The 22899-nt window shown below is 73.1% G+C and carries 22 protein-coding genes; 11 read left to right on the plus strand and 11 right to left on the minus strand.

Going from position 1 to position 22899, the window contains the following annotated elements; genetic code table 11:
• Nucleotides 1–11: 11 nt before the first annotated feature.
• Nucleotides 12–4853: an ATP-dependent helicase gene (locus tag IE172_RS13040; protein WP_190097359.1), complete on the minus strand. Its 4842-nt coding sequence runs from the start codon at nucleotides 4851–4853 to the stop codon at nucleotides 12–14.
• Nucleotides 4854–4938: 85 nt separating this feature from the next.
• On the opposite strand from IE172_RS13040, the gene IE172_RS13045 reads away from it, so the two are divergent.
• The 3 genes from IE172_RS13045 to IE172_RS13055 are packed head-to-tail and all read left to right on the plus strand — an operon-like array spanning nucleotide 4939 to nucleotide 6880.
• Nucleotides 4939–5958 (plus strand): AraC family transcriptional regulator, encoded by a 1020-nt coding sequence (locus tag IE172_RS13045; protein ID WP_229885999.1) that lies wholly within the window; start codon nucleotides 4939–4941, stop codon nucleotides 5956–5958.
• Nucleotides 5922–6575, plus strand: a complete 654-nt coding sequence (locus tag IE172_RS13050) for an AzlC family ABC transporter permease (protein ID WP_229886049.1) — start codon at nucleotides 5922–5924, stop codon at nucleotides 6573–6575. The genes IE172_RS13045 and IE172_RS13050 overlap by 37 nt, the downstream gene beginning before the upstream one ends.
• Nucleotides 6572–6880, plus strand: a complete 309-nt coding sequence (locus tag IE172_RS13055; protein WP_190097361.1) for an AzlD domain-containing protein — start codon at nucleotides 6572–6574, stop codon at nucleotides 6878–6880. Before IE172_RS13050 ends, IE172_RS13055 begins: the two co-directional genes overlap by 4 nt.
• Before the next feature lie 36 nt (nucleotides 6881–6916).
• On the opposite strand, the gene IE172_RS13060 is transcribed toward IE172_RS13055, so the two are convergent.
• A complete protein-coding gene (locus IE172_RS13060) occupies nucleotides 6917–7861 on the minus strand; it encodes a hypothetical protein (protein WP_190097362.1) in 945 nt (314 codons plus the stop codon).
• Nucleotides 7862–7940: 79 nt separating this feature from the next.
• On the opposite strand from IE172_RS13060, the gene IE172_RS13065 reads away from it, so the two are divergent.
• The 4 genes from IE172_RS13065 (at nucleotide 7941) to recX (ending at nucleotide 11595) form a co-directional block, all read left to right on the plus strand.
• On the plus strand, nucleotides 7941–8135 hold the full coding sequence (locus IE172_RS13065; RefSeq protein ID WP_190097363.1) for a DUF3046 domain-containing protein: 195 nt from the start codon (nucleotides 7941–7943) through the stop codon (nucleotides 8133–8135).
• Between the two features lie 59 nt (nucleotides 8136–8194).
• Entirely contained in the window at nucleotides 8195–9457 is a 1263-nt protein-coding gene (locus IE172_RS13070) for an AI-2E family transporter (RefSeq protein WP_190097364.1), read from the plus strand.
• A 227-nt stretch (nucleotides 9458–9684) separates the two neighbouring features.
• Nucleotides 9685–10800 (plus strand): recombinase RecA, encoded by a 1116-nt coding sequence (recA, locus tag IE172_RS13075; protein ID WP_190097365.1) that lies wholly within the window; start codon nucleotides 9685–9687, stop codon nucleotides 10798–10800.
• A 3-nt stretch (nucleotides 10801–10803) separates the two neighbouring features.
• Nucleotides 10804–11595: a recombination regulator RecX gene (recX, locus tag IE172_RS13080; RefSeq protein ID WP_190097366.1), complete on the plus strand. Its 792-nt coding sequence runs from the start codon at nucleotides 10804–10806 to the stop codon at nucleotides 11593–11595.
• A 165-nt stretch (nucleotides 11596–11760) separates the two neighbouring features.
• Here the strand turns inward: recX and IE172_RS13085 are convergent, their stop codons facing one another.
• From IE172_RS13085 to IE172_RS13115, 8 genes are all read right to left on the minus strand, one after another.
• The gene (locus IE172_RS13085) at nucleotides 11761–12183 is read right to left on the minus strand and encodes a rhodanese-like domain-containing protein (protein WP_190097367.1); all 423 of its coding nucleotides are present in this window, start codon (nucleotides 12181–12183) and stop codon (nucleotides 11761–11763) included.
• Nucleotides 12180–12707: a cupin domain-containing protein gene (locus tag IE172_RS13090; RefSeq protein WP_190097368.1), complete on the minus strand. Its 528-nt coding sequence runs from the start codon at nucleotides 12705–12707 to the stop codon at nucleotides 12180–12182. The genes IE172_RS13085 and IE172_RS13090 overlap by 4 nt, the downstream gene beginning before the upstream one ends.
• A 67-nt stretch (nucleotides 12708–12774) precedes the next feature.
• Nucleotides 12775–12861 (minus strand): putative leader peptide, encoded by an 87-nt coding sequence (locus IE172_RS35340; protein ID WP_351151402.1) that lies wholly within the window; start codon nucleotides 12859–12861, stop codon nucleotides 12775–12777.
• A 77-nt stretch (nucleotides 12862–12938) separates the two neighbouring features.
• On the minus strand, nucleotides 12939–14564 hold the full coding sequence (locus IE172_RS13095) for an FAD-dependent monooxygenase (RefSeq protein WP_190097369.1): 1626 nt from the start codon (nucleotides 14562–14564) through the stop codon (nucleotides 12939–12941).
• 293 nt (nucleotides 14565–14857) lie between these two features.
• Nucleotides 14858–15766, minus strand: a complete 909-nt coding sequence (locus tag IE172_RS13100; protein WP_190097370.1) for an amino acid ABC transporter permease — start codon at nucleotides 15764–15766, stop codon at nucleotides 14858–14860.
• Nucleotides 15763–16440 carry an amino acid ABC transporter permease gene (locus tag IE172_RS13105; protein WP_190097371.1) on the minus strand — a complete coding sequence of 226 codons (678 nt, stop codon included), beginning with the start codon at nucleotides 16438–16440 and terminating at the stop codon, nucleotides 15763–15765. The genes IE172_RS13100 and IE172_RS13105 overlap by 4 nt, the downstream gene beginning before the upstream one ends.
• Before the next feature lie 132 nt (nucleotides 16441–16572).
• The gene (locus tag IE172_RS13110) at nucleotides 16573–17418 is read right to left on the minus strand and encodes a glutamate ABC transporter substrate-binding protein (protein ID WP_190097372.1); all 846 of its coding nucleotides are present in this window, start codon (nucleotides 17416–17418) and stop codon (nucleotides 16573–16575) included.
• A gap of 79 nt (nucleotides 17419–17497) precedes the next feature.
• Entirely contained in the window at nucleotides 17498–18274 is a 777-nt protein-coding gene (locus IE172_RS13115; RefSeq protein ID WP_190097373.1) for an amino acid ABC transporter ATP-binding protein, read from the minus strand.
• A gap of 285 nt (nucleotides 18275–18559) precedes the next feature.
• Between IE172_RS13115 and IE172_RS13120 the strand changes: the two genes are divergently transcribed.
• Both IE172_RS13120 and IE172_RS13125 read left to right on the plus strand, forming a co-directional pair.
• Nucleotides 18560–19246 (plus strand): response regulator transcription factor, encoded by a 687-nt coding sequence (locus IE172_RS13120; RefSeq protein ID WP_190097374.1) that lies wholly within the window; start codon nucleotides 18560–18562, stop codon nucleotides 19244–19246.
• Nucleotides 19247–19255: 9 nt separating this feature from the next.
• Nucleotides 19256–20689, plus strand: a complete 1434-nt coding sequence (locus tag IE172_RS13125; protein ID WP_190097375.1) for a HAMP domain-containing sensor histidine kinase — start codon at nucleotides 19256–19258, stop codon at nucleotides 20687–20689.
• Here IE172_RS13125 and IE172_RS13130 read toward each other — a convergent pair.
• Nucleotides 20668–21663 carry a TAXI family TRAP transporter solute-binding subunit gene (locus IE172_RS13130; RefSeq protein ID WP_190097376.1) on the minus strand — a complete coding sequence of 332 codons (996 nt, stop codon included), beginning with the start codon at nucleotides 21661–21663 and terminating at the stop codon, nucleotides 20668–20670. The genes IE172_RS13125 and IE172_RS13130 overlap by 22 nt on opposite strands.
• 84 nt (nucleotides 21664–21747) lie before the next feature.
• On the opposite strand from IE172_RS13130, the gene IE172_RS13135 reads away from it, so the two are divergent.
• Together IE172_RS13135 and IE172_RS13140 are read left to right on the plus strand one after the other, a co-directional pair.
• Nucleotides 21748–22155 (plus strand): pyrophosphohydrolase domain-containing protein, encoded by a 408-nt coding sequence (locus tag IE172_RS13135; RefSeq protein ID WP_190097377.1) that lies wholly within the window; start codon nucleotides 21748–21750, stop codon nucleotides 22153–22155.
• A 124-nt stretch (nucleotides 22156–22279) separates the two neighbouring features.
• A complete protein-coding gene (locus IE172_RS13140; protein ID WP_190097378.1) occupies nucleotides 22280–22864 on the plus strand; it encodes a DUF7010 family protein in 585 nt (194 codons plus the stop codon).
• Nucleotides 22865–22899: the final 35 nt, after the last annotated feature.

A 22899-nucleotide genomic window follows, 5' to 3' on the forward strand; every position in this document is an offset into this window, starting at 1 on the left:
GGTCAGCGGCGTCAGGCGCGCAGGCGGAGGCCCCGCGGGGTGGCCACGAAGCCGGCGTTCTCCAGGAGGGTGCCCAGAGGGGAGGTGAGGGCCGGGGTGCCGTTGATCCGCTCCACCGTGACCGTGCCGAGGGAGCCCGCGCGGGCGGCGCCGGCGAGGGCTTCGGCGGCGGCCGGCAGCCGCGGGTCGTCGGCGGGTCCGCCGCCGTCCCCGGCGGGCCAGGCCAGCAGCGTCTTGCCTCCGCGCTCCATGTAGAGCGTCAGCTCGCCGTCCACCAGCACCACCAGGGAGCCCGCCTTGCGGCCCGGCTTGTGACCGGCGCCGGTCGGCGGTTCCGGCCAGCCCAGCGCGGCACCGTACGCGTTCGCCGGGTCGGCGGCGGCCAGGACGACGGCGCGCCCCGTGCGGTCCGGCCCGGTGGGGCGGCCGGCGAAGGGGTCGTACGACGGACCGCCGCCGTTCTTCCAGGGCGGTGGGACCTGGGTGGCCAGGTCGCGGGGAGAGGCGTGGTCACCGGGCGACTGACGCGGGTCACGGGAGTCCTCGGGGCCGGTGTGCCCCGGGGCGCCGCCGAACGGGACGGGCGCGTCCGGGGCCGCCGTGCCGCCGCCCCGCTCGCGGGCGTTGGCCGCAGCGCGGAGCCGGTCCACGGCGCCGTCCATCGCGAACTGGGCGGCGCCCAGGCCCTCCACCACATAGCCGCGGCGGGCCTGGCCGGTCTCCTCGAACGCCGACAGGATGCGGTACGTCGCCGAGAAGCCGCCCTCGACGCCCTCCGCGGAGACCGCTCCCCGGGTCACCACACCGTGCCGGTCCAGCAGGGTGTGGGCCAGCGCGTGCGCCCGGACCGTGCGGTCGGCCTCCCGGTCCGGGACCAGGGACCAGCGCCCGGCGACGGTCGGCGGGCCGGTGCGCGAGGCGGTGCGGGCGGCCGCCGTGAGCGAGCCGTAGCGTCCGCGCGGGACCGAGCGCCTGGCCCGGTGCGCGGTGGACCCCGCCGTCCGGCCGGAGCCCAGCAGGGAGCGCATGGGGGCGAGCGTGTCGTTGGTCAGCCGCCCGGACCAGACGAGGTCCCACAGGGCGTCGGCCAGCTGGGGATCGGTGGCCTCCGGGTGCGTGGTGGCCCGGACCTGGTCGGCGATCTGGCGGAAGAACAGGCCGTACCCGCCGGTCAGGACGTCCAGGACCGACTGGTGGAGCGCGGTGAGCTCGAGCGGGAGCGGCGGCGGCAGGAGCAGCGGCGCCGTGTCCGCGAGGTACAGGGAGACCCAGCCGTCCTTTCCCGGCAGCGAACCGGCCCCCGCCCAGACCACTTCCCCGGCGGCCGTGAGCTCGTCCAGCATCGCCGGCGTGTAGTTCGCCACCCGTGCCGACAGGACCAGCTTCTCCAGCGCGGACGCGGGCACGGAGGCACCCTGCAACTGCTCGACGGCCCGCGCCAGGCCGTCGACGCCGCGCAGGGAGTGCCCCTTGCCGATGTGCTGCCACTGGGGGAGGAACTGGGCGAGCGAGGCCGGAGGGACCGGCTCCAGCTCGTGCCGCAGCGCCGCCAGGGAACGGCGGCGCAGCCTGCGCAGCACGGCCGCGTCGCACCACTCCTGTCCGATCCCGGCGGGGTGGAACTCGCCCTGGACGACCCGGCCGGCCGCGGCGAGCCGCTGCAGGGCTCCCTCGGTGACCGCCACACCGAGCCCGAAGCGGCCCGCCGCCGTGGCCGACGTGAACGGGCCGTGCGTGCGCGCGTACCGGGCGAGGAGGTCGCCCAGGGGGTCCTTCACGGGTTCGGTGAACGCCTCCGGCACACCCACCGGCAGCGCCGTGCCCAGCGCGTCCCGCAGCCGGCCGGCGTCCTCGACGGCCGCCCAGTGGTCGGCGCCGGCCACCCGCACCCGGATGGCGCGCCGCGCGGAGGCGAGCTCCCGCACCCACTGCGGTTCGGCGCCGCGCTCGGCGAGATCGCCGTCGGTGAGCGGGCCCAGCATCCGCAGCAGGTCGGCAACGCCCTCCGCGTCCTTGACGCGCCGGTCCTCGGTGAGCCACTGCAGCTCACGCTCCAGCTCGGTCAGCACCTCGGCGTCGAGCAGTTCGCGCAGCTCGGCCTGGCCGAGCAGCTCGGCCAGCAGCCGTGAGTCCAGCGACAGCGCGGCGGCACGGCGCTCGGCGAGCGGGGAGTCGCCCTCGTACAGGAACTGGGCGACGTACCCGAAGAGGAGGGAGCGGGCGAAAGGCGACGGTTCCGGGGTGGTGACCTCCACCAGGCGCACCTTGCGGGACTCCAGGTCGCCCATCAGCTCGACCAGCCCGGGGACGTCGAAGACGTCCTGGAGGCATTCGCGCACCGCTTCCAGGACGATCGGGAACGAGCCGAACTCCCCGGCCACCTGGAGCAGCTGCGAGGCGCGCTGGCGCTGCTGCCACAGCGGTGTGCGCCGGCCGGGGCTGCGGCGCGGCAGCAGCAGCGCGCGGGCGGCGCACTCGCGGAACCGGGACGCGAACAGCGCCGAGCCGCCCACCTGGTCGGTGACGACCTGGTCGACCTCGCCCTTGTCGAAGACGACGTCGGCGGCGCCCACGGGGGCCTGGTCGCTGTCGTACTCGCTGCCCGCCTTCACCGGGTCCTGGTCGAGCAGGTCGAGACTCATCAGGTCGGCGTCCGGCAGGCGCAGCACGATGCCGTCGTCGGCGTGCATCACCTGGGCGTCCATGCCGTACCGCTCGGACAGGCGGGCGCCGAGCGCGAGCGCCCAGGGGGCGTGCACCTGGGCGCCGAACGGGGAGTGCACGACGACCCGCCAGTCACCGAGCTCGTCACGGAAGCGCTCGACGACGATGGTGCGGTCGTCGGGGACGTGGCCGCAGGCCTCACGCTGTTCGTCGAGGTACGACAGCACGTTGTCCGCGGCCCAGGCGTCGAGGCCCGCCGTGAGGAGCCGCAGCCTGGCGTCCTCCTCGGACTGCGAGCCCACTTCGCGCAGGAAGGCGCCCACAGCGCGGCCCAGCTCCAGCGGACGGCCCAGCTGGTCGCCCTTCCAGAACGGCAGCCGGCCCGGCACGCCCGGCGCGGGGGAGACCAGGACCCGGTCGCGGGTGATGTCCTCGATGCGCCAGGAACTGGTGCCGAGGGTGAAGACGTCGCCCACCCGCGACTCGTAGACCATCTCCTCGTCGAGCTCGCCGACCCGGCCGCCGCCCTTCTTGGGGTCGGCACCCGCCAGGAACACCCCGAACAGGCCCCGGTCGGGGATCGTGCCCCCCGAGGTGACGGCGAGGCGCTGGGCGCCGGGGCGGCCGGTGATCTCGCCCGTGACCCGGTCCCACACCACGCGCGGGCGCAGCTCCGCGAAGGCGTCGGACGGGTAGCGGCCGGCGAGCATGTCCAGGACGCCCGTGAAGGCCGACTCGGGCAGGGACGCGAAGGGGGCCGCGCGGCGGACCAGGGCGAGCAGGTCGTCGACCTGCCAGGTGTCCATGGCCGTCATCGCGACGAGCTGCTGGGCCAGGACGTCGAGCGGGTTGGCGGGGACCCGGAGCGCCTCGATGGCCCCGGTGCGCATCCGCTCGGTGACCACGGCCGACTGCACCAGGTCACCCCGGTACTTCGGGAACACCACGCCCGTGGAGACCGCGCCCACCTGGTGCCCGGCGCGGCCGACGCGCTGGAGCCCCGAGGCGACCGACGGCGGCGACTCGACCTGGATCACCAGGTCGACGGCGCCCATGTCGATGCCCAGCTCCAGACTGGAGGTGGCGACGACCGCGGGCAGCCGGCCCGCCTTCAGGTCCTCCTCGACCAGGGCGCGCTGCTCCTTGGACACCGAACCGTGGTGGGCCCGCGCGATCACCTGGGGCGCGCCCTGGGCGGCCCCGGAGCCGCCCATCAGCTCGGCGGGCGAGTGGTGCTCGTCGAGCGGTTCCCCGGTGGCCCGCTCGTAGGCGATCTCGTTGAGCCGGTTGCACAGGCGCTCGGCGAGACGGCGCGAATTGGCGAAGACGATGGTCGAGCGGTGCGACTGCACCAGATCGGTGATCCGCTCCTCGACGTGCGGCCAGATCGACGGGCGCTCGGCGCCCTCCGAACCGTCGGCGACCGGGGAACCGCCCAGCTCGCCCAGGTCCTCGACCGGCAGGACCACGGACAGGTCGAACTCCTTGCCCGACACCGGCTGGACGATCTCCACCTTCCCGCGGGGGGCGAGGAAGCGGGCCACCTCGTCCACCGGGCGCACGGTCGCCGAGAGGCCGATGCGACGGGCCGGGCGGGGCAGCAGCTCGTCCAGCCGCTCCAGGGAGAGGGCGAGGTGCGCGCCGCGCTTGGTGCCCGCGACCGCGTGCACCTCGTCCAGGATCACCGTCTCCACGCCCGTCAGCGCGTCGCGCGTGGCGGACGTCAGCATCAGGAACAGCGACTCCGGGGTGGTGATCAGGATGTCCGGCGGCCGCGTCGCCAGGGCGCGCCGCTCCGCCGGAGGGGTGTCGCCGGAGCGGATGCCGACCTTCACCTCGGGCTCGGGCAGCCCCAGGCGCACGGACTCCTGGCGGATGCCGGTCAGCGGGCTGCGGAGGTTGCGCTCCACGTCGACGGCGAGCGCCTTCAGCGGCGAGACGTACAGCACACGGCAGCGCTTCCTGGGCTCGGCGGGCGGCGGCGTGGACGCCAGCTGGTCCAGGGCGGCGAGGAACGCCGCCAGGGTCTTCCCCGAGCCGGTGGGCGCGACCACCAGCACGTCCGAGCCCTCCCCGATGGCCCGCCAGGCACCGGCCTGCGCGGCCGTGGGCGCGGAGAAGGCCCCCGTGAACCAGCCGCGGGTGGCGGGGGAGAAGCCGTCCAGGGCCCGGTGCGGATCGCTGACCATGCGTCCATCGTGCACCCGGCCACTGACAACCGGGCCGAGCCGGGCCACGGGCGGTGGTGTGCCGGGACCGCGTGACAATGGCCGTATGGCGGAATCGCGCAAGGAACGAGCGCGGCACTGGAAGTACGACGAACTGCCCGGTGTCGACCTGCTGCGTGCCCGCTACATCCACAAGACGTTCGTCCGGCACACGCACGAGCACTTCGTGATCGCCGCCATCGCCGACGGGGTGGAGGTCTTCCACCACGGCGGCGGGGACCAGTACGCGGGTGCCGGCTCCCTCGCGCTGGTGAACCCCGACACCCCGCACACCGGCCGGGCCGGCGTCCCCGAGGGGTGGCGGTACGGGGCGGTGTACCCCTCGCCTGAGGTGGTGGCCGCGATCGCCGCCGAGACCACCACGCTGCGCGGCACACCCGGGTTCGTCACACCCGTCCTCGACGACCCGTACACCGTCCACCTGGTGCACCAGGTGCTGCGGGCCACCGACGAGGGCAACGCGCTCGCCGCCGACACGCTGCTGCGCGTCGCGGTGACGCGGCTGCTCCGGCTGAACGGGGGCGCGCTGCCGCGCCGCGAGGTGCGCACCGCGGGCGCCCGGCTCGCGGCACGCGCGCGTGCCGTGCTGGAGGAGCGGATGTCCGGGCCGCCGACGCTGGAGCGGCTGGCGGCGGAGCTCGGTACCAGCCCGTTCGCCCTGCTGCGGGCGTTCCGTGACACCTACGGGATGCCGCCCCACACCTGGCTCACCGACGCGCGGGTGCGGCGCGCCCGCCGGCTGCTGGACGCGGGGACGGTGCCGTCGGAGGCGGCCCACGCGGTGGGGTTCACCGACCAGCCGCACCTGAACCGGCACTTCAGCCGGATCGTCGGCGTGCCCCCGGGCGCCTACCAGCGCGAGCGCAAGAACGTACAAGACGCGCGCGGTGGCCTCCTCGTACCGTCCGGAGCGTGGCAACGGAACGGACAGCAGCACTCGCGGACCCACGGGACGGCGCGGGAGGGAAGCCGGACGGCGCGGACGGAAAGCCGGACGGCGCCGTCGTACGCGACGCCCTCGGGGTCGGGATCGCCGTCGGACTCTCCGGGTTCGCCTTCGGCGTGACCTCGGCGGGCAGTGGGCTCACCCTGCTCCAGACCTGCGCGCTGAGCCTGCTGGTGTTCACCGGGGCCTCCCAGTTCGCCCTGGTGGGTGCGCTCGCCGCCGGAGGCGGCCCGTTCACCGCCGCCGCGGGCGCGTTCTTCCTGGGGGTGCGCAACGCGTTCTACGGGCTGCGCCTGTCGCAGCTCCTGGCGCTGCCCCGCGCGGTGCGGCCGTTCGCCGCGCAGTGGGTCATCGACGAGACGGCCGCCGTGTCCCTCGCCCAGCCCACCCGGCGCGCCGCCCGGCTCGGATTCGTGGTGACCGGGCTCAGCCTGTACGTCCTGTGGAACCTCACCACGCTGCTCGGCGCGCTGGGCGCGGAGGCGATCGGGGACACCGACGCGTGGGGGCTCGACGCGGCCGGTCCCGCGGTCTTCCTGGCGCTGCTCGCCCCGATGCTGCGGACCGGCACCGAGCGGACCGTCGCCGGGCTCGCGGTCCTGCTGGGACTCGGTCTGCTGCCCGTTCTGCCGGCCGGTGTGCCGGTGCTGGTGGCCGCGCTCGCGGCACCGGCCGTGCTGTGGGCGCGGGGCCGCCGCGGCGGAGCACGCGGTGACGTGACGGAGGAGGACCGTTGAGCATCTGGATCGCGATCGGCGTGACCGTCATCGGCTGCTACGCGGTGAAACTCGCGGGGCTGCTGGTGCCCGCCGGGGTCCTGGAGCGTCCCCTCGTCAGGCGGCTCGCCGCGCTGCTGCCGGTCGCCCTGCTCGCCGCGCTGACGGCCCAGCAGGCCTTCTCCGACGGCCAGAGCCTGGTCCTGGACGCCCGCGCGGCCGGCCTGGCGGCGGCGGCCGTGGCACTGATGCTGCGCGCGCCGTTCCTCCTCGTCATCGGGGCGGCCGTCGTGGTGACGGCGGGGGTGCGCGCGCTGGGCGGGTGAGCGGGGCCGCTCGGCCGGCGGCGGAGCGGAAGCCGCTCAGTCGACGGGGCGGCCGTACGCCACCAGGGTGCGCAGGGCCTCGATGGTCACCACCGGGCGGGCCTCCCGCGAGGGGCCCGGGGCCCACCGGCGCCCGCGGACCGGCCAGCCGCCGTCCTCCCGCTGCCCGGCCGCGAGGAAGTCCAGGGAGCGGGCCATCTCCTCGTCCGTGAACCACGCGCGGGCGAGGGAGTGGGGCGTCGGCGCGTAGTCGTGCGGGAAGTGGTCCGCGTCCGGGGCGTGACCCGGGGCGACCGGGTACGGGTGCGGGCCGCCCGGGCCGGCCGCCGCGATCCGCCGCTCGCGCACCAGGGCGCCCAGCCGGTCGGCGGCGGCCCGCGCGCGGGCGCGGTCCGGCGCGTGGTCCAGGAAGGCCACGGCGGCCTCGACCTCGCAGGGATGGGGCTCCTCCAGCGACTCCACGGCCCGCCAGCAGAAGTCCGTGGCACGGAACAGCCAGGCGTGCCACACCTCGTTGCGGTGCAGCAGACCCACCACCGGCCCGGTGACCAGCAGATCTCCCGGCGGATCGTCCCCGGCCGGCACGAAGGACGCGTCCGGGTGGCCGCGCCGGACGGGACGGAGCGCCGGCAGCGCGCCGTCCGCCGTGGAGACGGACGTCAGATGCCGGCACACGTCCTCCGCGCGCCGGCTGTCGCAGCGGCCCACGGCGTCGAGCACCCGCAGCGCGTACGCGGCGTGCGGCGGCCGGCCCGCCGGACCGCGCAGACCGGGGTCGAGCCCGTGACCGTACCCGCCGCCCCCGGCGCGGTAGGCGTCCAGCGCCGTTTCCACCGGAGCCGTGCCGCCGCCGCGGAAGTGGTGGGCGAAGAGGTGCTGTTCGAGCACCCGCGCGGTGAGCCGGACGAACCGCTCCGCCCGCGCGAGCGCGCCGTGCGGCGGGGACGTCGGGGACGGCGGATCGGCTCGGGTGTCGGCCATGGCACCGACCGTAGGGGGAAAGCGGCGGCCGGCGGGCCCACCGGCCGTGGGCCACCCCCCGAGGCGGGATACTGGGGGCATGCGGTTGACGGTTTTCCGGGAGCGGATGGCGGAGCACTTCGGGGCGGGCTACGCCGAGACCTTCGCGCGCGACCACGTCATGTCCGCGCTCGGCGGGCGCACCGTGGACGAGGCGCTGTCGGACGGCTGGGACGCCAAGGAGGTCTGGCAGGTGGTCTGCACGGTGATGGACGTGCCCCGGGAAAAGCGCTGATCGTCACAGTGACCGCGCGGGGGCGGACGGCCGGTGCCGGCGTAGGTGAGACTTGAGCCGTGGCATCCACTGACGAGACCGGGCCGGCGGCCCAGCAACCCACCATGCCCGGCGCGCCACCGCCCGCCGGGCCTCCGGTGGACCCCACGGCCCGGCCGGGCGCCCGCATGCCGCGCTGGCTGCCGCGGGCCATGGTGCTCGCGCTCGCGCTGATCGCCGTGTTCCAGCTGGGAAGCTGGGCCTTCCACCAGCTCACCGGCCTGCTGCTCAACGTGCTCATAGCGTTCTTCCTGGCGCTCGCCGTCGAGCCCGCGGTGAGCTGGATGGCGACGCGCGGGGTGCGCCGGGGCCTGGGCACGTTCCTGGTCTTCCTGGGCATCCTGGTCGCGTCGGCGGGCTTCGTCACGCTGCTCGGGTCGATGCTGGCGGGACAGATCGTCAAGATCGTCGAGGACTTCCCGGAGTACCTCGACTCGGTGATCAACTGGATCAACGCGCACTTCCGCACCGAGCTGCGGCGGGTGGACATCCAGGAGGGCCTGCTGCGCTCCGACTGGCTGCGCACCTACGTGCAGAACAGCGCCACCGGTGTGCTCGACGTCTCCGCCCAGGTACTCGGCGGTCTCTTCCAGCTGCTGACCGTCGGCCTGTTCTCGTTCTACTTCGCCGCCGACGGCCCCCGGCTGCGCCGCACCGTCTGCTCCCTGCTGCCGCCCGCGCGGCAGGCCGAGGTGCTGCGCGCGTGGGAGATCGCCGTGAACAAGACCGGCGGCTACCTGTACTCGCGCGGACTGATGGCCCTCGTCTCCGGCTTCGCGCACTACGTCCTGCTGGAGTTCCTCGAGGTCCCCTACGCGCCCGTGCTGGCCGTGTGGGTGGGCCTGGTGTCGCAGTTCATCCCCACCATCGGCACGTATCTCGCGGGCGCCCTGCCCATGCTGATCGCCTTCACGGTCGACCCCTGGTACGCCCTGTGGGTGCTGGTCTTCGTGGTGATCTACCAGCAGTTCGAGAACTACGTGCTCCAGCCCAAGCTGACCTCCAGGACCGTCGACATCCACCCGGCGGTCGCCTTCGGTTCGGTCGTCGCGGGCACCGCCCTGCTGGGCGCCGTCGGCGCGCTGATCGCCATCCCCGCCGTCGCCACGCTCCAGGCGTTCCTCGGCGCCTACGTCAGGCGGTACGACGTCACGGACGACCCCCGTGTGCACGGCCACCGCGGCTCCGGCGGAGCGCAGGGAGCGTTCACGCGCGCCCGCCGCCTGTGGGCCCGGCGGACCGGTGTGCCCCGTCCCCGGGACGGGGAGACCGGGGCCTCCTGAGGGCAGCCGGCGCCCGCGGGCACCGCGTGGCGCGGCTTGACACAAAAATCGAACATCCATTCTTATGGGAGGGCCGGTATGGCTCGACGGCGGGTGTTCTGTCCTGGTTCACACCGAAATGCATCCGCGTTATCCACAGGCCGGACGTGCGTCGGAGCGCGTTGTCAGTGGCAGGCGTTAGCGTCTTTGACGTGAAGCGATCGACTCAAGCAAATCGGGTGGAACCCATGGCAGGAACCGACCGCGAGAAGGCGCTCGACGCCGCGCTCGCACAGATTGAACGGCAATTCGGCAAGGGCGCGGTCATGCGCATGGGTGACCGGACGAACGAGCCCATCGAGGTCATCCCGACCGGGTCGACCGCGCTCGACGTGGCCCTCGGCGTCGGCGGTCTGCCGCGCGGCCGCGTGGTGGAGATCTACGGACCGGAGTCCTCCGGCAAGACGACCCTGACCCTGCACGCGGTGGCGAACGCCCAGAAGGCCGGCGGCCAGGTCGCCTTCGTGGACGCGGAGCACGCCCTCGACCCCGAGTACGCGAAGAAGCTCGGCGTCGACATCGACAACCTGATCCTGTCCCAGCCGGACAACGGCGAGCAGGCCCTGGAGATCGTGGACATGCTGGTCCGCTCCGGCGCCCTCGACCTCATCGTCATCGACTCCGTCGCGGCCCTCGTCCCGCGCGCGGAGATCGAGGGCGAGATGGGCGACAGCCACGTGGGTCTGCAGGCCCGTCTGATGAGCCAGGCCCTGCGGAAGATCACCAGCGCGCTCAACCAGTCCAAGACCACCGCGATCTTCATCAACCAGCTCCGCGAGAAGATCGGCGTGATGTTCGGCTCGCCGGAGACCACGACCGGTGGCCGGGCGCTGAAGTTCTACGCCTCGGTGCGCATCGACATCCGCCGCATCGAGACCCTCAAGGACGGCACCGAGGCGGTCGGCAACCGCACCCGCTGCAAGGTCGTCAAGAACAAGGTGGCGCCGCCCTTCAAGCAGGCCGAGTTCGACATCCTCTACGGCCAGGGCATCAGCCGCGAGGGCGGCCTGATCGACATGGGCGTGGAGCACGGCTTCGTCCGCAAGGCCGGCGCCTGGTACACGTACGAGGGCGACCAGCTCGGCCAGGGCAAGGAGAACGCCCGCAACTTCCTGAAGGACAATCCCGACCTCGCCAACGAGATCGAGAGGAAGATCAAGGAGAAGCTGGGCGTCGGCGTACGGCCCGAGGAGCCCGCCGCCGAGCCGGCGGACGCCACGGGCACCGCTGCGGCCGAGCCGGCCGCGGTACCGGCTCCGGCGGCCAAGGCCACCAAGTCCAAGGCCGCGGCGGCCAAGAGCTGACCGGTGACCCGACGAACCGACTGGGCCGAGGACGCGTTCGACGCCACCGGTGTCCCACGGGGGAGGGACACCGACGGCGGCGACGGCTCAGCCGTCGGCGGTGACACGGCGTACGACGACGGCACGGGCGCGGACCGCGGCGGCAGGCGGCGCGGCGGAGGCGCACGGGCGGGCGGCTCGCGTGACGGCGGGCCGCGCGGTGGACGCGGACGCGGTCGCCGGACCTTCGGCGACGCGGCCGCGGCGGAAGGAGGCGCCTCTTCCTCGGAGAGGGCGGAGCGGGAGGAACCTCCGGGGGACCCGGTCGAGCGAGCGCGGGCGATCTGCCTGCGCCTGCTCACCGGGACCCCGCGCACCCGCAAGCAGCTCGCCGACGCGCTGCGCAAGCGCGAGATCCCGGACGCGGCCGCCGAGGAGGTGCTGTCCCGGTTCGAAGAGGTCGGACTGATCAACGACAGCGCCTTCGCGGACGCCTGGGTGGAGTCCCGCCACCACGGCCGGGGACTGGCCCGGCGCGCGCTCGCCCGCGAACTGCGCACCAAGGGCGTCGACCCCACGCTGATCGACGAGGCCGTCTCCCGGCTCGACTCCGAGCAGGAGGAGGAGACCGCGCGCGAACTGGTGGCCCGCAAACTGCGCGCCACCCGCGGACTCGACCGCGACAAGCGCGTCCGCCGCCTCGCGGGCATGCTCGCCCGCAAGGGCTACCCCGAGGGCCTCGCCCTGCGCGTGGTCCGGCAGGCCCTGGAAGAGGAGGGCGAGGACACGGACTTCCTCGGGGACACGGGGGACTGAGCCGACGGCGAGCGCGGACTCGTGCCGGGGCAGCCGGGGGATCGACCGGACCGGTGACCCCGCCCGTGCCCCGAGACGATCCCCGGGTGACCGGGCGGATCCGCGCTGGTGAGCGTGCGGGGAGGTCCCCGCCGCCCAGGCCGGCGACCCCGCCCGCACCGGCGTCTACGCGGCGGGCGTCCGCGTCACCGGGAGACCCGCGGCCCGCCACGCCTGGAAGCCGCCCACCAGGTCGGTGGCGCGACGCAGCCCCAGCCGGTGGAGGGACTCCGCCGCCAGGCTGGAGGCGTAGCCCTCGTTGCAGATCACGACCACGCGCAGGTCATGGCCGGTCGCCTCGGGAAGACGGTGGCTGCCCCGGGGGTCCAGACGCCACTCCAGCTCGTTGCGCTCGACGACCAGAGCGCCCGGGACGAGCCCGTCGCGGTCCCGCAGCGCGGCGTACCGGATGTCCACCAGCAGCGCCTCACCGGTCCGGGCCGCCTCGTAGGCCGCCGGGGCCTCGACGCGTTCGTAGCCGGCTCGCACCCGCTCCAGCAGTTCGTCGATCCCGGCGCTCTGTCCGCTCGTCTCGTTCGTCCCGCTCACTGCCAGTCCTCCGGACGTTCGACCTGCTCCAGGCGCAGCACAGGGCCGCTGCGACTGTAACGGCGGATCCGCGGCAACGGCGGGAAGTAGGCGTGCACCGAGACCGCGTGCCGGTCCGCGGACTCGTTGAGCACCTCGTGCACATGGTGCCGCCCGAAGGCGCGGCCCTGCCCGGCGGTCAGCCGGCGCTCCCGGTCCACGCCGTCGGTGAGCTCCAGCGTCCGCCAGCCGTCGGTGGGCAGCCGGGCGGCCAGCGAGTGCTCCTTCAGCTCGCCCGCGGCGGTCATGAAGGCGCCCACGGAGTCGGCGTGGTCGTGCCAGCCGGTACCGGTCCCCGGCGGCCAGCCGATCAGCCATGCCTCGCTGCCGCCCGGCCCGTCGAGCCGCACCCAGGTGCGCCCCTCGGGGTCGAGCGGGAGGGAGGCGATGAGTTCGGCGTCGGCGGCGATCCGCCGCACGAAGTCGAGGAGGTCCGCCTGGGTGGGGGCGGCGGAGGGAGCCGGGGCAGGGGAGGAGACAGACATGTGCACCGTCCTGGAGAAGAGTTCGCGAAGGCGCGCGGCAACGGCGCGCGAGAAGGAGAGAGGCGAATCAACAGGACGGGCGACACACGCAGCCCGCGTAGCGGACGAGGTCCATGTGGACCCTCCGCCACAGGTGCACGCAGGTGTCGGTCACGAGGCGGAGTACACCACGAGGCCGATCACCGGTTCAACTCGACGTCACCATCCGGACGCCGGGAGCGGCGGCCCGCCTCAGCGCGACCCCGCCCCCGCGTCGGCCCTCGCCCCGGCGCCCTCCCCGCCCTCCTCCGCGGCCGGACCGCCGAGCACCGCCTCCGCGGCCGTGTACAGGTCCGCCGGGCGGACCCCGCTCAGCGCGGTCACCAGGTGACCGTCGGGGCGTACCAGCAGCACGGTGTGGGCCGCCGCGCCCGGGTAGCTCTCGGCGACCAGCAGTTCCGCCCGGTGCGGCAGCGCCGAGACCGCCGCCGCCAGCCGGGGCATGATCCCCGCGGACACCCAGTGCCTGCGCTCCCACACACCCGTTCCGGGTGCGATCAGCACCACGAGCAGCGCACCCCGGCCGAGCCGGTCCCGCAGCCGGACGAACGTGCCGTCCTCGGCCGTGACCCGCACGTCCGTCACCGCCGCCCCGGGCGCCGTCCCGACCGGGGCCTCGCCCTCCAGCGGTCCGGGCGCGAGCGGGGACCGCGCGTACGTCCCCGGCGCGCCCAGGGCACCGCGCCCCAGGTGACCGTCCGTCAGCAGCGTGTCGTGCCCCCGCGCGGAGCCCGGAACGTAGGCACGCAGCCCTCCGCCGCCCCGCAGCAGGGGTAGTGCCTGGTCGGCGGCGCGCAGCCGGGCGGAGACGATCGCGCGGCGCTCGGTCTGGTAGCTGTCGAGCAGTGCCTCGTGAGGACCGTGGTGCCAGGCCAGCGCCAGCTTCCAGGCGAGGTTGTCCGCGTCGCGGAGCCCCTCGTCCAGCCCGTGGGTGCCCAGCGCGCCGAGCAGATGGGCCGCGTCCCCGGCGAGGAACACCCGGTCGGCCCGCCAGCGCCGGGCCAGCCGGTGGTGCACGGTGTGGACACCGGTGTCCAGCAGTTCGTACGACGGGGTGGGGCCGCCGCCCCAGCCGGTCAGGGTCTCCCTGACCCGGGCCAGCAGCAGTTCCGGCGTGACCAGGTCCTTGCCCGGCGGCAGCAGCCAGTCCAGCCGCCACACGTCGTCCGGCAGCGGCCGCGCGGTGATCTCCCCGGCGGAGGGGCCGGACGTGCGCCACGGCGGCATCCGGTGCAGCAGCGCCTCGTCGTACCAGGGGAGCTCGGTGCGCAGGGCGGCCACGGCGTGCCGTTCCACCGCGGTGCGGCCGGGGAAGCGGATGTCCTGGAGCTTGCGCACCGTCGAGCGCGGCCCGTCGCAGCCGACCAGGTAACTGCCGCGCCACCAGGTGCCCGCGGCGCCGCGCGTGCGGGCGGTGACGCCGGAGGGCTCCTGCTCTATGGTGTCCAGCCGGCTCTCCACGGCGATCTCGGCGAGCCGCTCGCCCGCGAGTGCCGTGCGCAGGGCGTCCGTCAGGACGTGCTGGGCGATGTGCAGCGGGGCGGGATCGGTGTCGGCGAAGGCGACCTCGTACATCACCTGCTTGCGCCGCACCGACCGCCATCCGGCCCAACGGGCACCGGCGTGCGCGAGCGGTACGCCGGTCAGCCGCTCCACGAGCGCGGCGGTGTCCTCCCGCAGCACGACGGTCCGTGCCGGACGGGGTTCGTCCTTGCCCGGTCCCTCGTCGAGGACCACGCACGGTACGTCCTGACGTGCCAGCGCCAGTGCGAGCGTGAGCCCGACGGGCCCCGCTCCGACGACGATCACCGGGTCCACGGCGCGGCGCCCCCTGCCCGGAGTGACGTCCGAAGGGACGTGGTGGAACAGAAGAATGGAGCAGGGTGCGCGATCACAGAACGTATGCAACCCATTGCCGGTGCTTGCGTCAAGTGACCGAAGGCCGGTGGCGATCATGAAGAGGACGGATGCCCGTCACACCGGTCGTCCGCTCATCACACGAGTCCGGGGCGTACCGCTCCCTGGCACCGGCCGGATCCGCCGGCCACTCGACACGAGTGTGGCCCGCCGGATCCCGGCGGGCCACATCCATGCCGTACGGCAGCGGTGCCTCAGACGGTGCCGCCCGCACCGGTCCCGTGGGGACCGCCCGCCTTGGCCGCGTTGAGGTCGTCGATGTCGTCCGCGCCGAGCACCGCACCCGTGCTGCGCTTGCTGCGGCGCAGCCGGCCCTCGAGCCAGGAGGCGAACGAGGTGAGGAGGAAGTTGAGGACGATGAAGACGATCGCCACCACGATGAAGCTGGGGATGACGTTGGCGTAGTTGGCCGCCAGCGTGGCGCGCGAGTTCAGCAGCTCGGTGAAGCCGAGCATCACGCCGCCCAGCGCGGTGTCCTTCACGATGACGACCAGCTGGCTGACGATCGCCGGGAGCATCACCGTGACCGCCTGCGGCAGCAGGATGCTGCCCATCGTCTGGCTCTTGCGCAGGCCGATCGCCTGGGCGGCCTCGGACTGCCCCTTGGGAAGGGAGAGGATGCCGGCCCGGACCACCTCGGCGAGCACCGAGGCGTTGTAGAGCACCAGACCGGTGACGACCGCGTACAGGGGCCGGTCCTCACTGGTGACGTCCGTGGACCGGGCGAAGAACTCGTTGGCGAACAGCATCAGCAGCAGCACCGGGATGGCCCGGAAGAACTCGACCACCGCGCCGGCCGGGACACGCACCCAGCGGTGGTCCGACATGCGCGCGATGCCGAGGACGGCGCCCAGCGGGAGGGCGATGACCATGGCGAGGCTCGCCGCCTTCAGCGTGTCGGCCAGGCCCGGCAGCAGATACGTCGTCCAGGCCTCGGACGTGGTGAAGGGCTTCCACAGGGACCACTCCAGCTGGCCCTTGTCGTCCATCACCGACCACACCCACCACAGCGCCAGGGCGAGCAGGGCGAAGAAGAGGACCGAGAGGAGCAGGTTGCGCCGCTTGGCCTTGGGGCCGGGGGCGTCGTAGAGAACAGAAGTCATCGCTTCACCGCCAGGCGCTTGCTCAGCCAGTTGAGGATCAGGCCGGTGGGCAGGGTCAGTACCACGAACCCGAAGGCGAAGACCGCGCCGATGAGCAGCGTCTGTGCCTCGTTCTCGATCATTCCCTTCATCAGGAACGCGGCCTCCGCCACACCGATGGTGGCCGCGACGGTCGTGTTCTTGGTCAGCGCGATCAGCACGTTGGCCAGCGGGCCGATCACCGAGCGGAACGCCTGCGGCAGCACGACGAGCCTGAGTACCTGGCTGAAGCTCAGTCCGAGGGCACGCGCCGCCTCGGCCTGTCCGACGGGCACCGTGTTGATGCCGGAGCGGATCGCCTCGCACACGAAGGCGGCGGTGTAGGCGACGAGGCCCAGCACGGCCAGCCGGAAGTACATCAGGTCGAAGTTGTCCCGCGCGCCCATCGTCACGCCGAAGATGTCGGCGAGGCCGAGCGACGTGAAGACGATGATGACGGTCAGGGGGATGTTCCGGACGAGGTTCACGTAGGCGGTGCCGAAGCCGCGCATCAGCGGTACGGGGCTGACCCGCATGGCCGCCAGCAGGGTGCCCCAGATCAGGGAGCCGACGGCCGAGAAGACGGTGAGCTGCACCGTGACCCAGAAAGCACCCAGCAGGGACGGGTCGTCATATTTTGAAAGAAAGTCGAACACGATCTCCCGCGCTTCCGGGTGTGTGACGTGAGGGGCGGACGTGACGCGCCGCCGCCGGACAGGCCGGAGGCGGCGGCACATCGGCGGAGCCCCGCGTGGGCCGCGGGGCTCCTGCGTCGGCGGAGTCCCGCGTTACTTGACGAGCTGGCCGATCTTCGGCGCGGGCTCGTTCTTGTAGTTCGCCGGGCCGAAGTTGTCCTCGACGGCCTTCTCCCACGAACCGTCGCTGACCATCTTCTCGAGCGCGGCGTTGACCTTGTTCACGGTCTCCGTGTCGCCCTTCTTGACGCCGATGCCGTAGTTCTCGTTGCTCAGCTTCAGGCCGGCCAGCTTGAACTTGCCCTTGTACTGGTCCTGCGCGGCGTAACCGGCGAGGATCGAGTCGTCGGTGGTCAGCGCGTCCACCTGGCCGCTCTGCAGGGCGGACAGGCACTCCGAGTAGCCGCCGCGGTTGCTCAGCTGGGCCTTCGGCGCGAAGTCGTTCTTGACGTTCTGCGCGGAGGTGGAGCCGGTCACCGAGCAGAGCTTCTTGTCGTTCAGGTCCGTGGCCTCGGTGATGTCCGAGTCGGCCTTGACCAGCAGGTCCTGGTGGGCCAGCAGGTACGGGCCGGCGAAGTCGACCTTCTGCTTGCGCTCGTCGGTGATCGAGTACGTCGCCGCGATCAGCTTCACGTCCCCGCGCGAGAGGGCGTTCTCGCGGTCGGCGCTCTTGGTCTCGACCCACTCGATCTGGTTCGGCTCGTAGCCGAGCTCCTTGGCGACGTAGGTCGCCACGTCCACGTCGAAGCCGGAGAAGGAGCCGTCCGGCGTCTTCAGGCCGAGACCGGGCTGGTCGTACTTGATGCCGATCTTGATCTTCTCGCCGCCGCCCGAGGAGGACGAACCGCCGTCACCGCTGTCGTCGCCGCCACAGGCGGTGGCGGTCAGGGCAAGGGCGAACACGGCGGCCGAGGCGGCGGTGACCTTGCGGAGCTTCATTGGTGCACATCCTTTGACTGGTGAAATGACGCGGCCGGGCATGTCCGGTGACGCGAGTCCTCGGGGCGCGGGGGCGCCGTCAGTGGTGAAGGATCTTCGACAGGAAGTCCTTGGCACGGTCGCTGCGCGGATTGCTGAAGAACTGATCCGGCGAAGCCTGTTCGACGATGCGACCGTCGGCCATGAACACCACGCGGTTCGCCGCCGAGCGGGCGAAACCCATCTCGTGGGTGACGACGATCATCGTCATCCCGTCCCGGGCGAGCTGCTGCATGACCTCCAGCACCTCGTTGATCATCTCCGGGTCGAGGGCCGACGTCGGCTCGTCGAAGAGCATGACCTTGGGCTCCATCGCCAGGGCACGCGCGATGGCGACACGCTGCTGCTGGCCGCCGGAGAGCTGCGCGGGGTACTTCTCGGCCTGCGCGCCCACACCGACCCGGTCGAGCAGGGCACGGGCCCGCTCGTCGGCCGCCTTCTTGTCCTTCTTGCGGACCTTGACCTGGCCCAGCGTCACGTTCTCGAGCACGGTCTTGTGCGCGAAGAGGTTGAAACTCTGGAAGACCATGCCCACGTCAGCCCGCAGCCGGGCGAGCTCCTTGCCCTCGTGGGGCAGGGGCTTGCCGTCGATGGTGATCGAGCCGGAGTCGATCGTCTCCAGTCGGTTGATGGTGCGGCACAGGGTGGACTTGCCGGACCCGGAGGGTCCGATGACCACGACGACTTCGCCACGGGCGATCGTCAGGTCGATGTCCTGGAGTACGTGCAACGCGCCGAAGTGCTTGTTGACGCTCTTCAGGACGACCAGATCGCCGGTCGCGGCCACATCTTCCTTGGCCACCGATACTTCGGTCATCGCTCTCGGGCTCCGTCCTCCTCGGTTTCGGAGGACAGTAGTAACCCGTCAGACGTCCGTCATTACATCTGAGGGGAATCTGAGCATCACGATCCGATAGCAATCGGACACCTGTCGTAGCACTTGTGAGCAGGGGTGATTTCGGCGGGGTAACGGTACGAAAGCGCAACCGGAACCCTCTTGACGCCGTCCCGCTCCATCGGCGTGACTGCAAGGTGCGACACGCGTCCGCACGCGCAGTCCACACGGAGAGAACGTACAGCCGATGAACCGAAGGGGGCCCTGGTGAGACTGCTTCTTGTCGAGGACGACAACCACGTCGCCGCCGCCCTGTCTGCGGTCCTCGCGCGACACGGGTTCGACGTCACCCACGCGCGCAGCGGCGAGGAGGCCCTCCAGGCGCTCGTCCCCGAGGGCAACGGCTTCGGGGTGGTCCTGCTCGACCTGGGTCTGCCCGACCAGGACGGCTACGAGGTGTGCGGCAAGATCCGCAAGCGCACCGGCACACCGGTGATCATGGTCACCGCGCGCTCCGACGTCCGCTCCCGCATCCACGGCCTCAACCTCGGCGCCGACGACTACGTGGTCAAGCCGTACGACACCGGGGAGCTGCTCGCGCGGATCCACGCCGTCAGCCGGCGCAGCGCCCCCGAGGAGGCCACCGGCAGCACGGAGACCGAGCTGCGCCTCGGCCCCGTCCGCATCGAGCTGCCGACCCGCCAGGTCAGCGTGAACGGCTCGGTCGTCCAGCTCACCCGCAAGGAGTTCGACCTGCTCGCCCTGCTCGCCCAGCGGCCGGGTGTGGTCTTCCGCCGGGAACAGATCATCAGCGAGGTGTGGCGCACCAGCTGGGAGGGGACCGGGCGCACCCTGGAGGTGCACGTCGCGTCCCTGCGGTCCAAGCTGCGCATGCCCGCCCTCATCGAGACCGTACGCGGCGTCGGCTACCGGCTCGTCGCGCCCGTGGCGTAGCGGGGCCGGGTGCACACGCGTCTGCTTCCGCTGCTCATCGTCCTGATGGCGGCCGTGCTGCTCGCCCTCGGTATTCCGCTCGCCGTCAGTCTGGCCGGCGCGCAGCAGCAGAAGGTCGTGGTCGACCGGATCGACGACACGGCACGGTTCGCGGCCCTCGCCCAGTTCGTCACCGAACCCGCCGACCCGGCGGGCGGGGACGTCGACGAGCGCAGGGAGACCCTCGGCAGCGAGCTCCGCAGCTACCACCGGGTCTACGGCATCCGCGCGGGCGTCTTCTACCGCAACGACTCGCCGATGGCGCAGGCGCCGGCCGACTGGTTCCTGCCCGCCACGGGCGAGGTCCGCGACGCCTTCGAGGAGGCGCTGCTCAGCCGCCGCAGCCACGACCCCGAGCAGGTGTGGCCCTGGCAGCGGCGCAGCCTCGTCGTGGCCTCCCCGGTCATCCGGGACGGCGACGTCGTCGCGGTCGTGGTCACCGACTCGCCCACCGGGCAGATGCGCTCGCGCATCCTGCAGGGCTGGCTGGTCATCGCCGCAGGGGAGGCCGCCGCGATGCTGCTCGCCGTCGGCGCGGCGCTGCGGCTGGCCGGCTGGGTGCTCAAACCCGTACGCGTCCTGGACGCCACCACCCATGACATCGCCACCGGGCGGCTGAAGTCCCGGGTCGCGGCAGCCGGCGGACCACCGGAGCTCAGACGGCTCGCCCGGTCGTTCAACGAGATGGCGGACAACGTCGAGAGCGTCCTGGAGCAGCAGCGCGCCTTCGTCGCGGACGCCTCCCACCAACTGCGCAACCCCCTGGCCGCGCTGCTGCTGCGCATCGAGCTGCTCGCCCTGGAGCTGCCCGAGGGCAACGAGGAGATCGCCTCCGTGCAGGCCGAGGGCAAGCGTCTGGCGCAGGTCCTGGACGACCTGCTGGGTCTGGCGCTCGCCGAGCACAGCGAGGCGGACCTCCAGATCACCGACATCGGTGCCCTCACCGCCGAGCGGGTCGCGGCCTGGTCACCCACCGCCGGCGCCAAGGACGTCCGGCTGACCGGCACCTGCCCGCCCACCACCGCCTGGGCCGACCCGGTCGCGCTGTCCAGCGCGCTGGACGCGGTCATCGACAACGCGGTGAAGTTCACGCCCGGGGGAGAGACCGTCGAGGTGGCCGTGGCCCCCCGCGGCGACACCGTCACCGTGGTCGTCACCGACAACGGGCCGGGACTGACCGCCGAGGAGCTGACCCGCGTCGGCGACCGCTTCTGGCGCAGCGGCCGCCACCAGAACATCAAGGGCTCGGGACTCGGCCTGTCCATCTCCCGGGCCCTGCTCGCGGCGGGCGGCGGCTCGATCGCGTACGAGTGCCACGAGCCGCACGGACTGCGGGTGACCGTGACGGTGCCCAGGAACGCTCCCGCGGGGGATCCGGCGGCTCAGGGCTTGACGGACCGGTAGTACCGGCGGGCGCCGTCGTGCAGCCGCAGCGGATCGGTGTAGATCGCGGTGCGCACGTCGACCAGCTGGGCGGAGTGGACGTGCGCGCCGATGCCGTCGCGGCTCTTGAGGACGATGCGGGTCAGCCACTCGGTGAGCCGGGGATCCACGTCCGTGCGCGTGATCAGCAGGTTGGACACCGCCATCGTCGGGACGGCGGAACCGAGCTGACTGCCCGGGTAGGCGGACTCCGGCATGTTGGTGGCGCGGTAGTAGCGCGTGGCGCCGCCCTGCTCGTGCAGCTCCGCCACCAGGTCGGCGTCGATCGGCACGAACCTGAGCGCGGCCTGCTCGGCGAACGTCTTCAGGCCGTCCGTGGGCAGCCCGCCCGACCAGAAGAACGCGTCCAGACCGTGGCCCAGCCGTCCCGGTCCGCTGTCGATGCCGTCCGAGGACGGCTCGATGTCCGTCTCCGGATCGATGCCGGCCGCCTGGAGCACCCGGTTCGCTATGAGCCGCACCCCCGACTTGGGCGGCCCTATGCCGACCCGCTTGCCCCGCAGGTCCTCCACGCCGCGGATGTCCGAGCCGGCCGGGACGGCCAGCTGTACGTAGTCGTCGTACAGGCGCGCCACCCCCCGCAGCCCGTCCGCCCCCGGCCGGTGTTCCAGCCGGTACGTCTCCACCGCGTCGGCCGCGGCGATCGCGAAGTCGGCCTGTCCGGTCGCCACGCGGCGCACGTTCTCCTGCGAGCCGTCGCTCGTCCGCAGCCGGACCTCGAGGTCGGGCATGTGCTTGCCGAGCGACGAGCGCAGCAGCTCGCCGTACTTCTGGTAGACCCCCGAGCGGGTGCCGGTGCTCAGCGTGACCGTCCCCCCGGGCGGCTCCTCGCTCCAGGGCGCCAGCCACCACAGCAGCAGTCCGAACGCCACGAAGGCGGCGGCCGCGCCCCGCAGGGCCCGCCGCCTGCCGATCCGGGACAGCGCGTGGGACATGCGCGTGATCCTGCCAGCCCGGGTCTTTGCTGACCAGGGCGGAGCTCACAGGACGACGCCGGCGGCGGCCGCTACAGTCGCCGCATGACTGCTTCGCCCGCCGACCTGGTCCGTGAGTTCCACCGCGCCTTCGGCCTGGACGCCCGTGACACACCGGCCGAGGTCACCCCGGAACTGGCCGCCCACCGCGGGGAACTGCTCGCGGAGGAGGCGAGGGAGGTGGCCGAGGTGTCGGTGACCGGGCCGCTCGACCGGCTGGCGCACGAGCTGGCCGACGTGGTCTACGTCGCCTACGGGACGGCGCTGGTGCACGGGATCGACCTCGACGCGGTGATCGCCGAGATCCACCGCTCCAACATGACCAAGCTGGGTCCCGGCGGACGGGTCAGCCGGCGGGCCGACGGCAAGGTCCTCAAGGGTGAGCACTACGAGGCGCCGGACGTCGCGCGGGTGCTGCGCGGGCAGGGCTGGATGCCGGGCCGGGAGGCCTGAGGGTGCCGGGCCAGGAGGCCTGAGGGTGCCGGGCCGGGAGGCCTGAGGAGAGCCGCCCGGCGGAGGGTGCGGCGTCCGTCGAAAATCCGTCCTGGTGGCGGAACGGCCGCAGTACTCTCCGCCCATGACACCGACACAGCCGGTCCCCTCCGCCGCGGACGCCGAGTGCGTCGAGCTCACCCGGCGGCTCCGGCGCAGGGGAACCGTGGTGCTCTCCGTGTTCGCCCTGCTCTGGGCCTTCGCCGCCGCCTCGGGAACTGGCTCGGCGACGGACGCCGTACCGCTGACGGTGGAGGTGGCGGCCGTACTCGTCACCGCGGCGGCGATCCGATTCGGGCACCGCGGGGACGCCGCGCCCTCGCCCCGGACCGTGAACCTGCCTGCGAACTGGGCGCGGGGCGTGGGCATCGTCAACGCGGCCGAGGTGGCGGCCATCGCCGCCGTGATCGCCGCGGCCGCCGGTTCCGGCCACCCCCGGGTGATACCCGCCGCCGTCGCCCTCGTCGTGGGGCTGCACTTCTTCCCGCTCGCCCGCCTCTACGACCAGCGGCAGTACCGGTGGACGGGCGCGCTGCTGGCGGCCGTGGCGGCCGTGGGTCTCGCGCTGACCGCGACCGGCCTGCCGGACGAGGGCCTGCGCGTCGTGGTGGGCCTGGGCTGCGCGCTGGTGCTCTGGGCCACCGCGTACCACCTGGCCCTGCGGGGCTGACCGGCCGCCGGGACGGAAGGCCGGCCCCGGCACCG

The sequence above is a fragment of the Streptomyces griseoflavus genome (assembly GCF_014649995.1).
In the GTDB taxonomy this organism is placed as follows: domain Bacteria; phylum Actinomycetota; class Actinomycetes; order Streptomycetales; family Streptomycetaceae; genus Streptomyces; species Streptomyces griseoflavus.

Coding starts and splice junctions, on each gene's coding strand:
- IE172_RS13100 (WP_190097370.1), bottom strand. CDS start 15,766: ATGACTTCTGTTCTCTACGACGCCCCCGGCCCCAAGGCCAAGCGGCGC.
- IE172_RS13040 (WP_190097359.1), bottom strand. CDS start 4,853: ATGGTCAGCGATCCGCACCGGGCCCTGGACGGCTTCTCCCCCGCCACC.
- IE172_RS13065 (WP_190097363.1), top strand. CDS start 7,941: ATGCGGTTGACGGTTTTCCGGGAGCGGATGGCGGAGCACTTCGGGGCG.
- IE172_RS13045 (WP_229885999.1), top strand. CDS start 4,939: ATGGCGGAATCGCGCAAGGAACGAGCGCGGCACTGGAAGTACGACGAA.
- IE172_RS13110 (WP_190097372.1), bottom strand. CDS start 17,418: ATGAAGCTCCGCAAGGTCACCGCCGCCTCGGCCGCCGTGTTCGCCCTT.
- IE172_RS13140 (WP_190097378.1), top strand. CDS start 22,280: ATGACACCGACACAGCCGGTCCCCTCCGCCGCGGACGCCGAGTGCGTC.
- recA (WP_190097365.1), top strand. CDS start 9,685: ATGGCAGGAACCGACCGCGAGAAGGCGCTCGACGCCGCGCTCGCACAG.
- IE172_RS13090 (WP_190097368.1), bottom strand. CDS start 12,707: ATGTCTGTCTCCTCCCCTGCCCCGGCTCCCTCCGCCGCCCCCACCCAG.
- IE172_RS13130 (WP_190097376.1), bottom strand. CDS start 21,663: ATGTCCCACGCGCTGTCCCGGATCGGCAGGCGGCGGGCCCTGCGGGGC.
- IE172_RS13060 (WP_190097362.1), bottom strand. CDS start 7,861: ATGGCCGACACCCGAGCCGATCCGCCGTCCCCGACGTCCCCGCCGCAC.
- IE172_RS13135 (WP_190097377.1), top strand. CDS start 21,748: ATGACTGCTTCGCCCGCCGACCTGGTCCGTGAGTTCCACCGCGCCTTC.
- IE172_RS13115 (WP_190097373.1), bottom strand. CDS start 18,274: ATGACCGAAGTATCGGTGGCCAAGGAAGATGTGGCCGCGACCGGCGAT.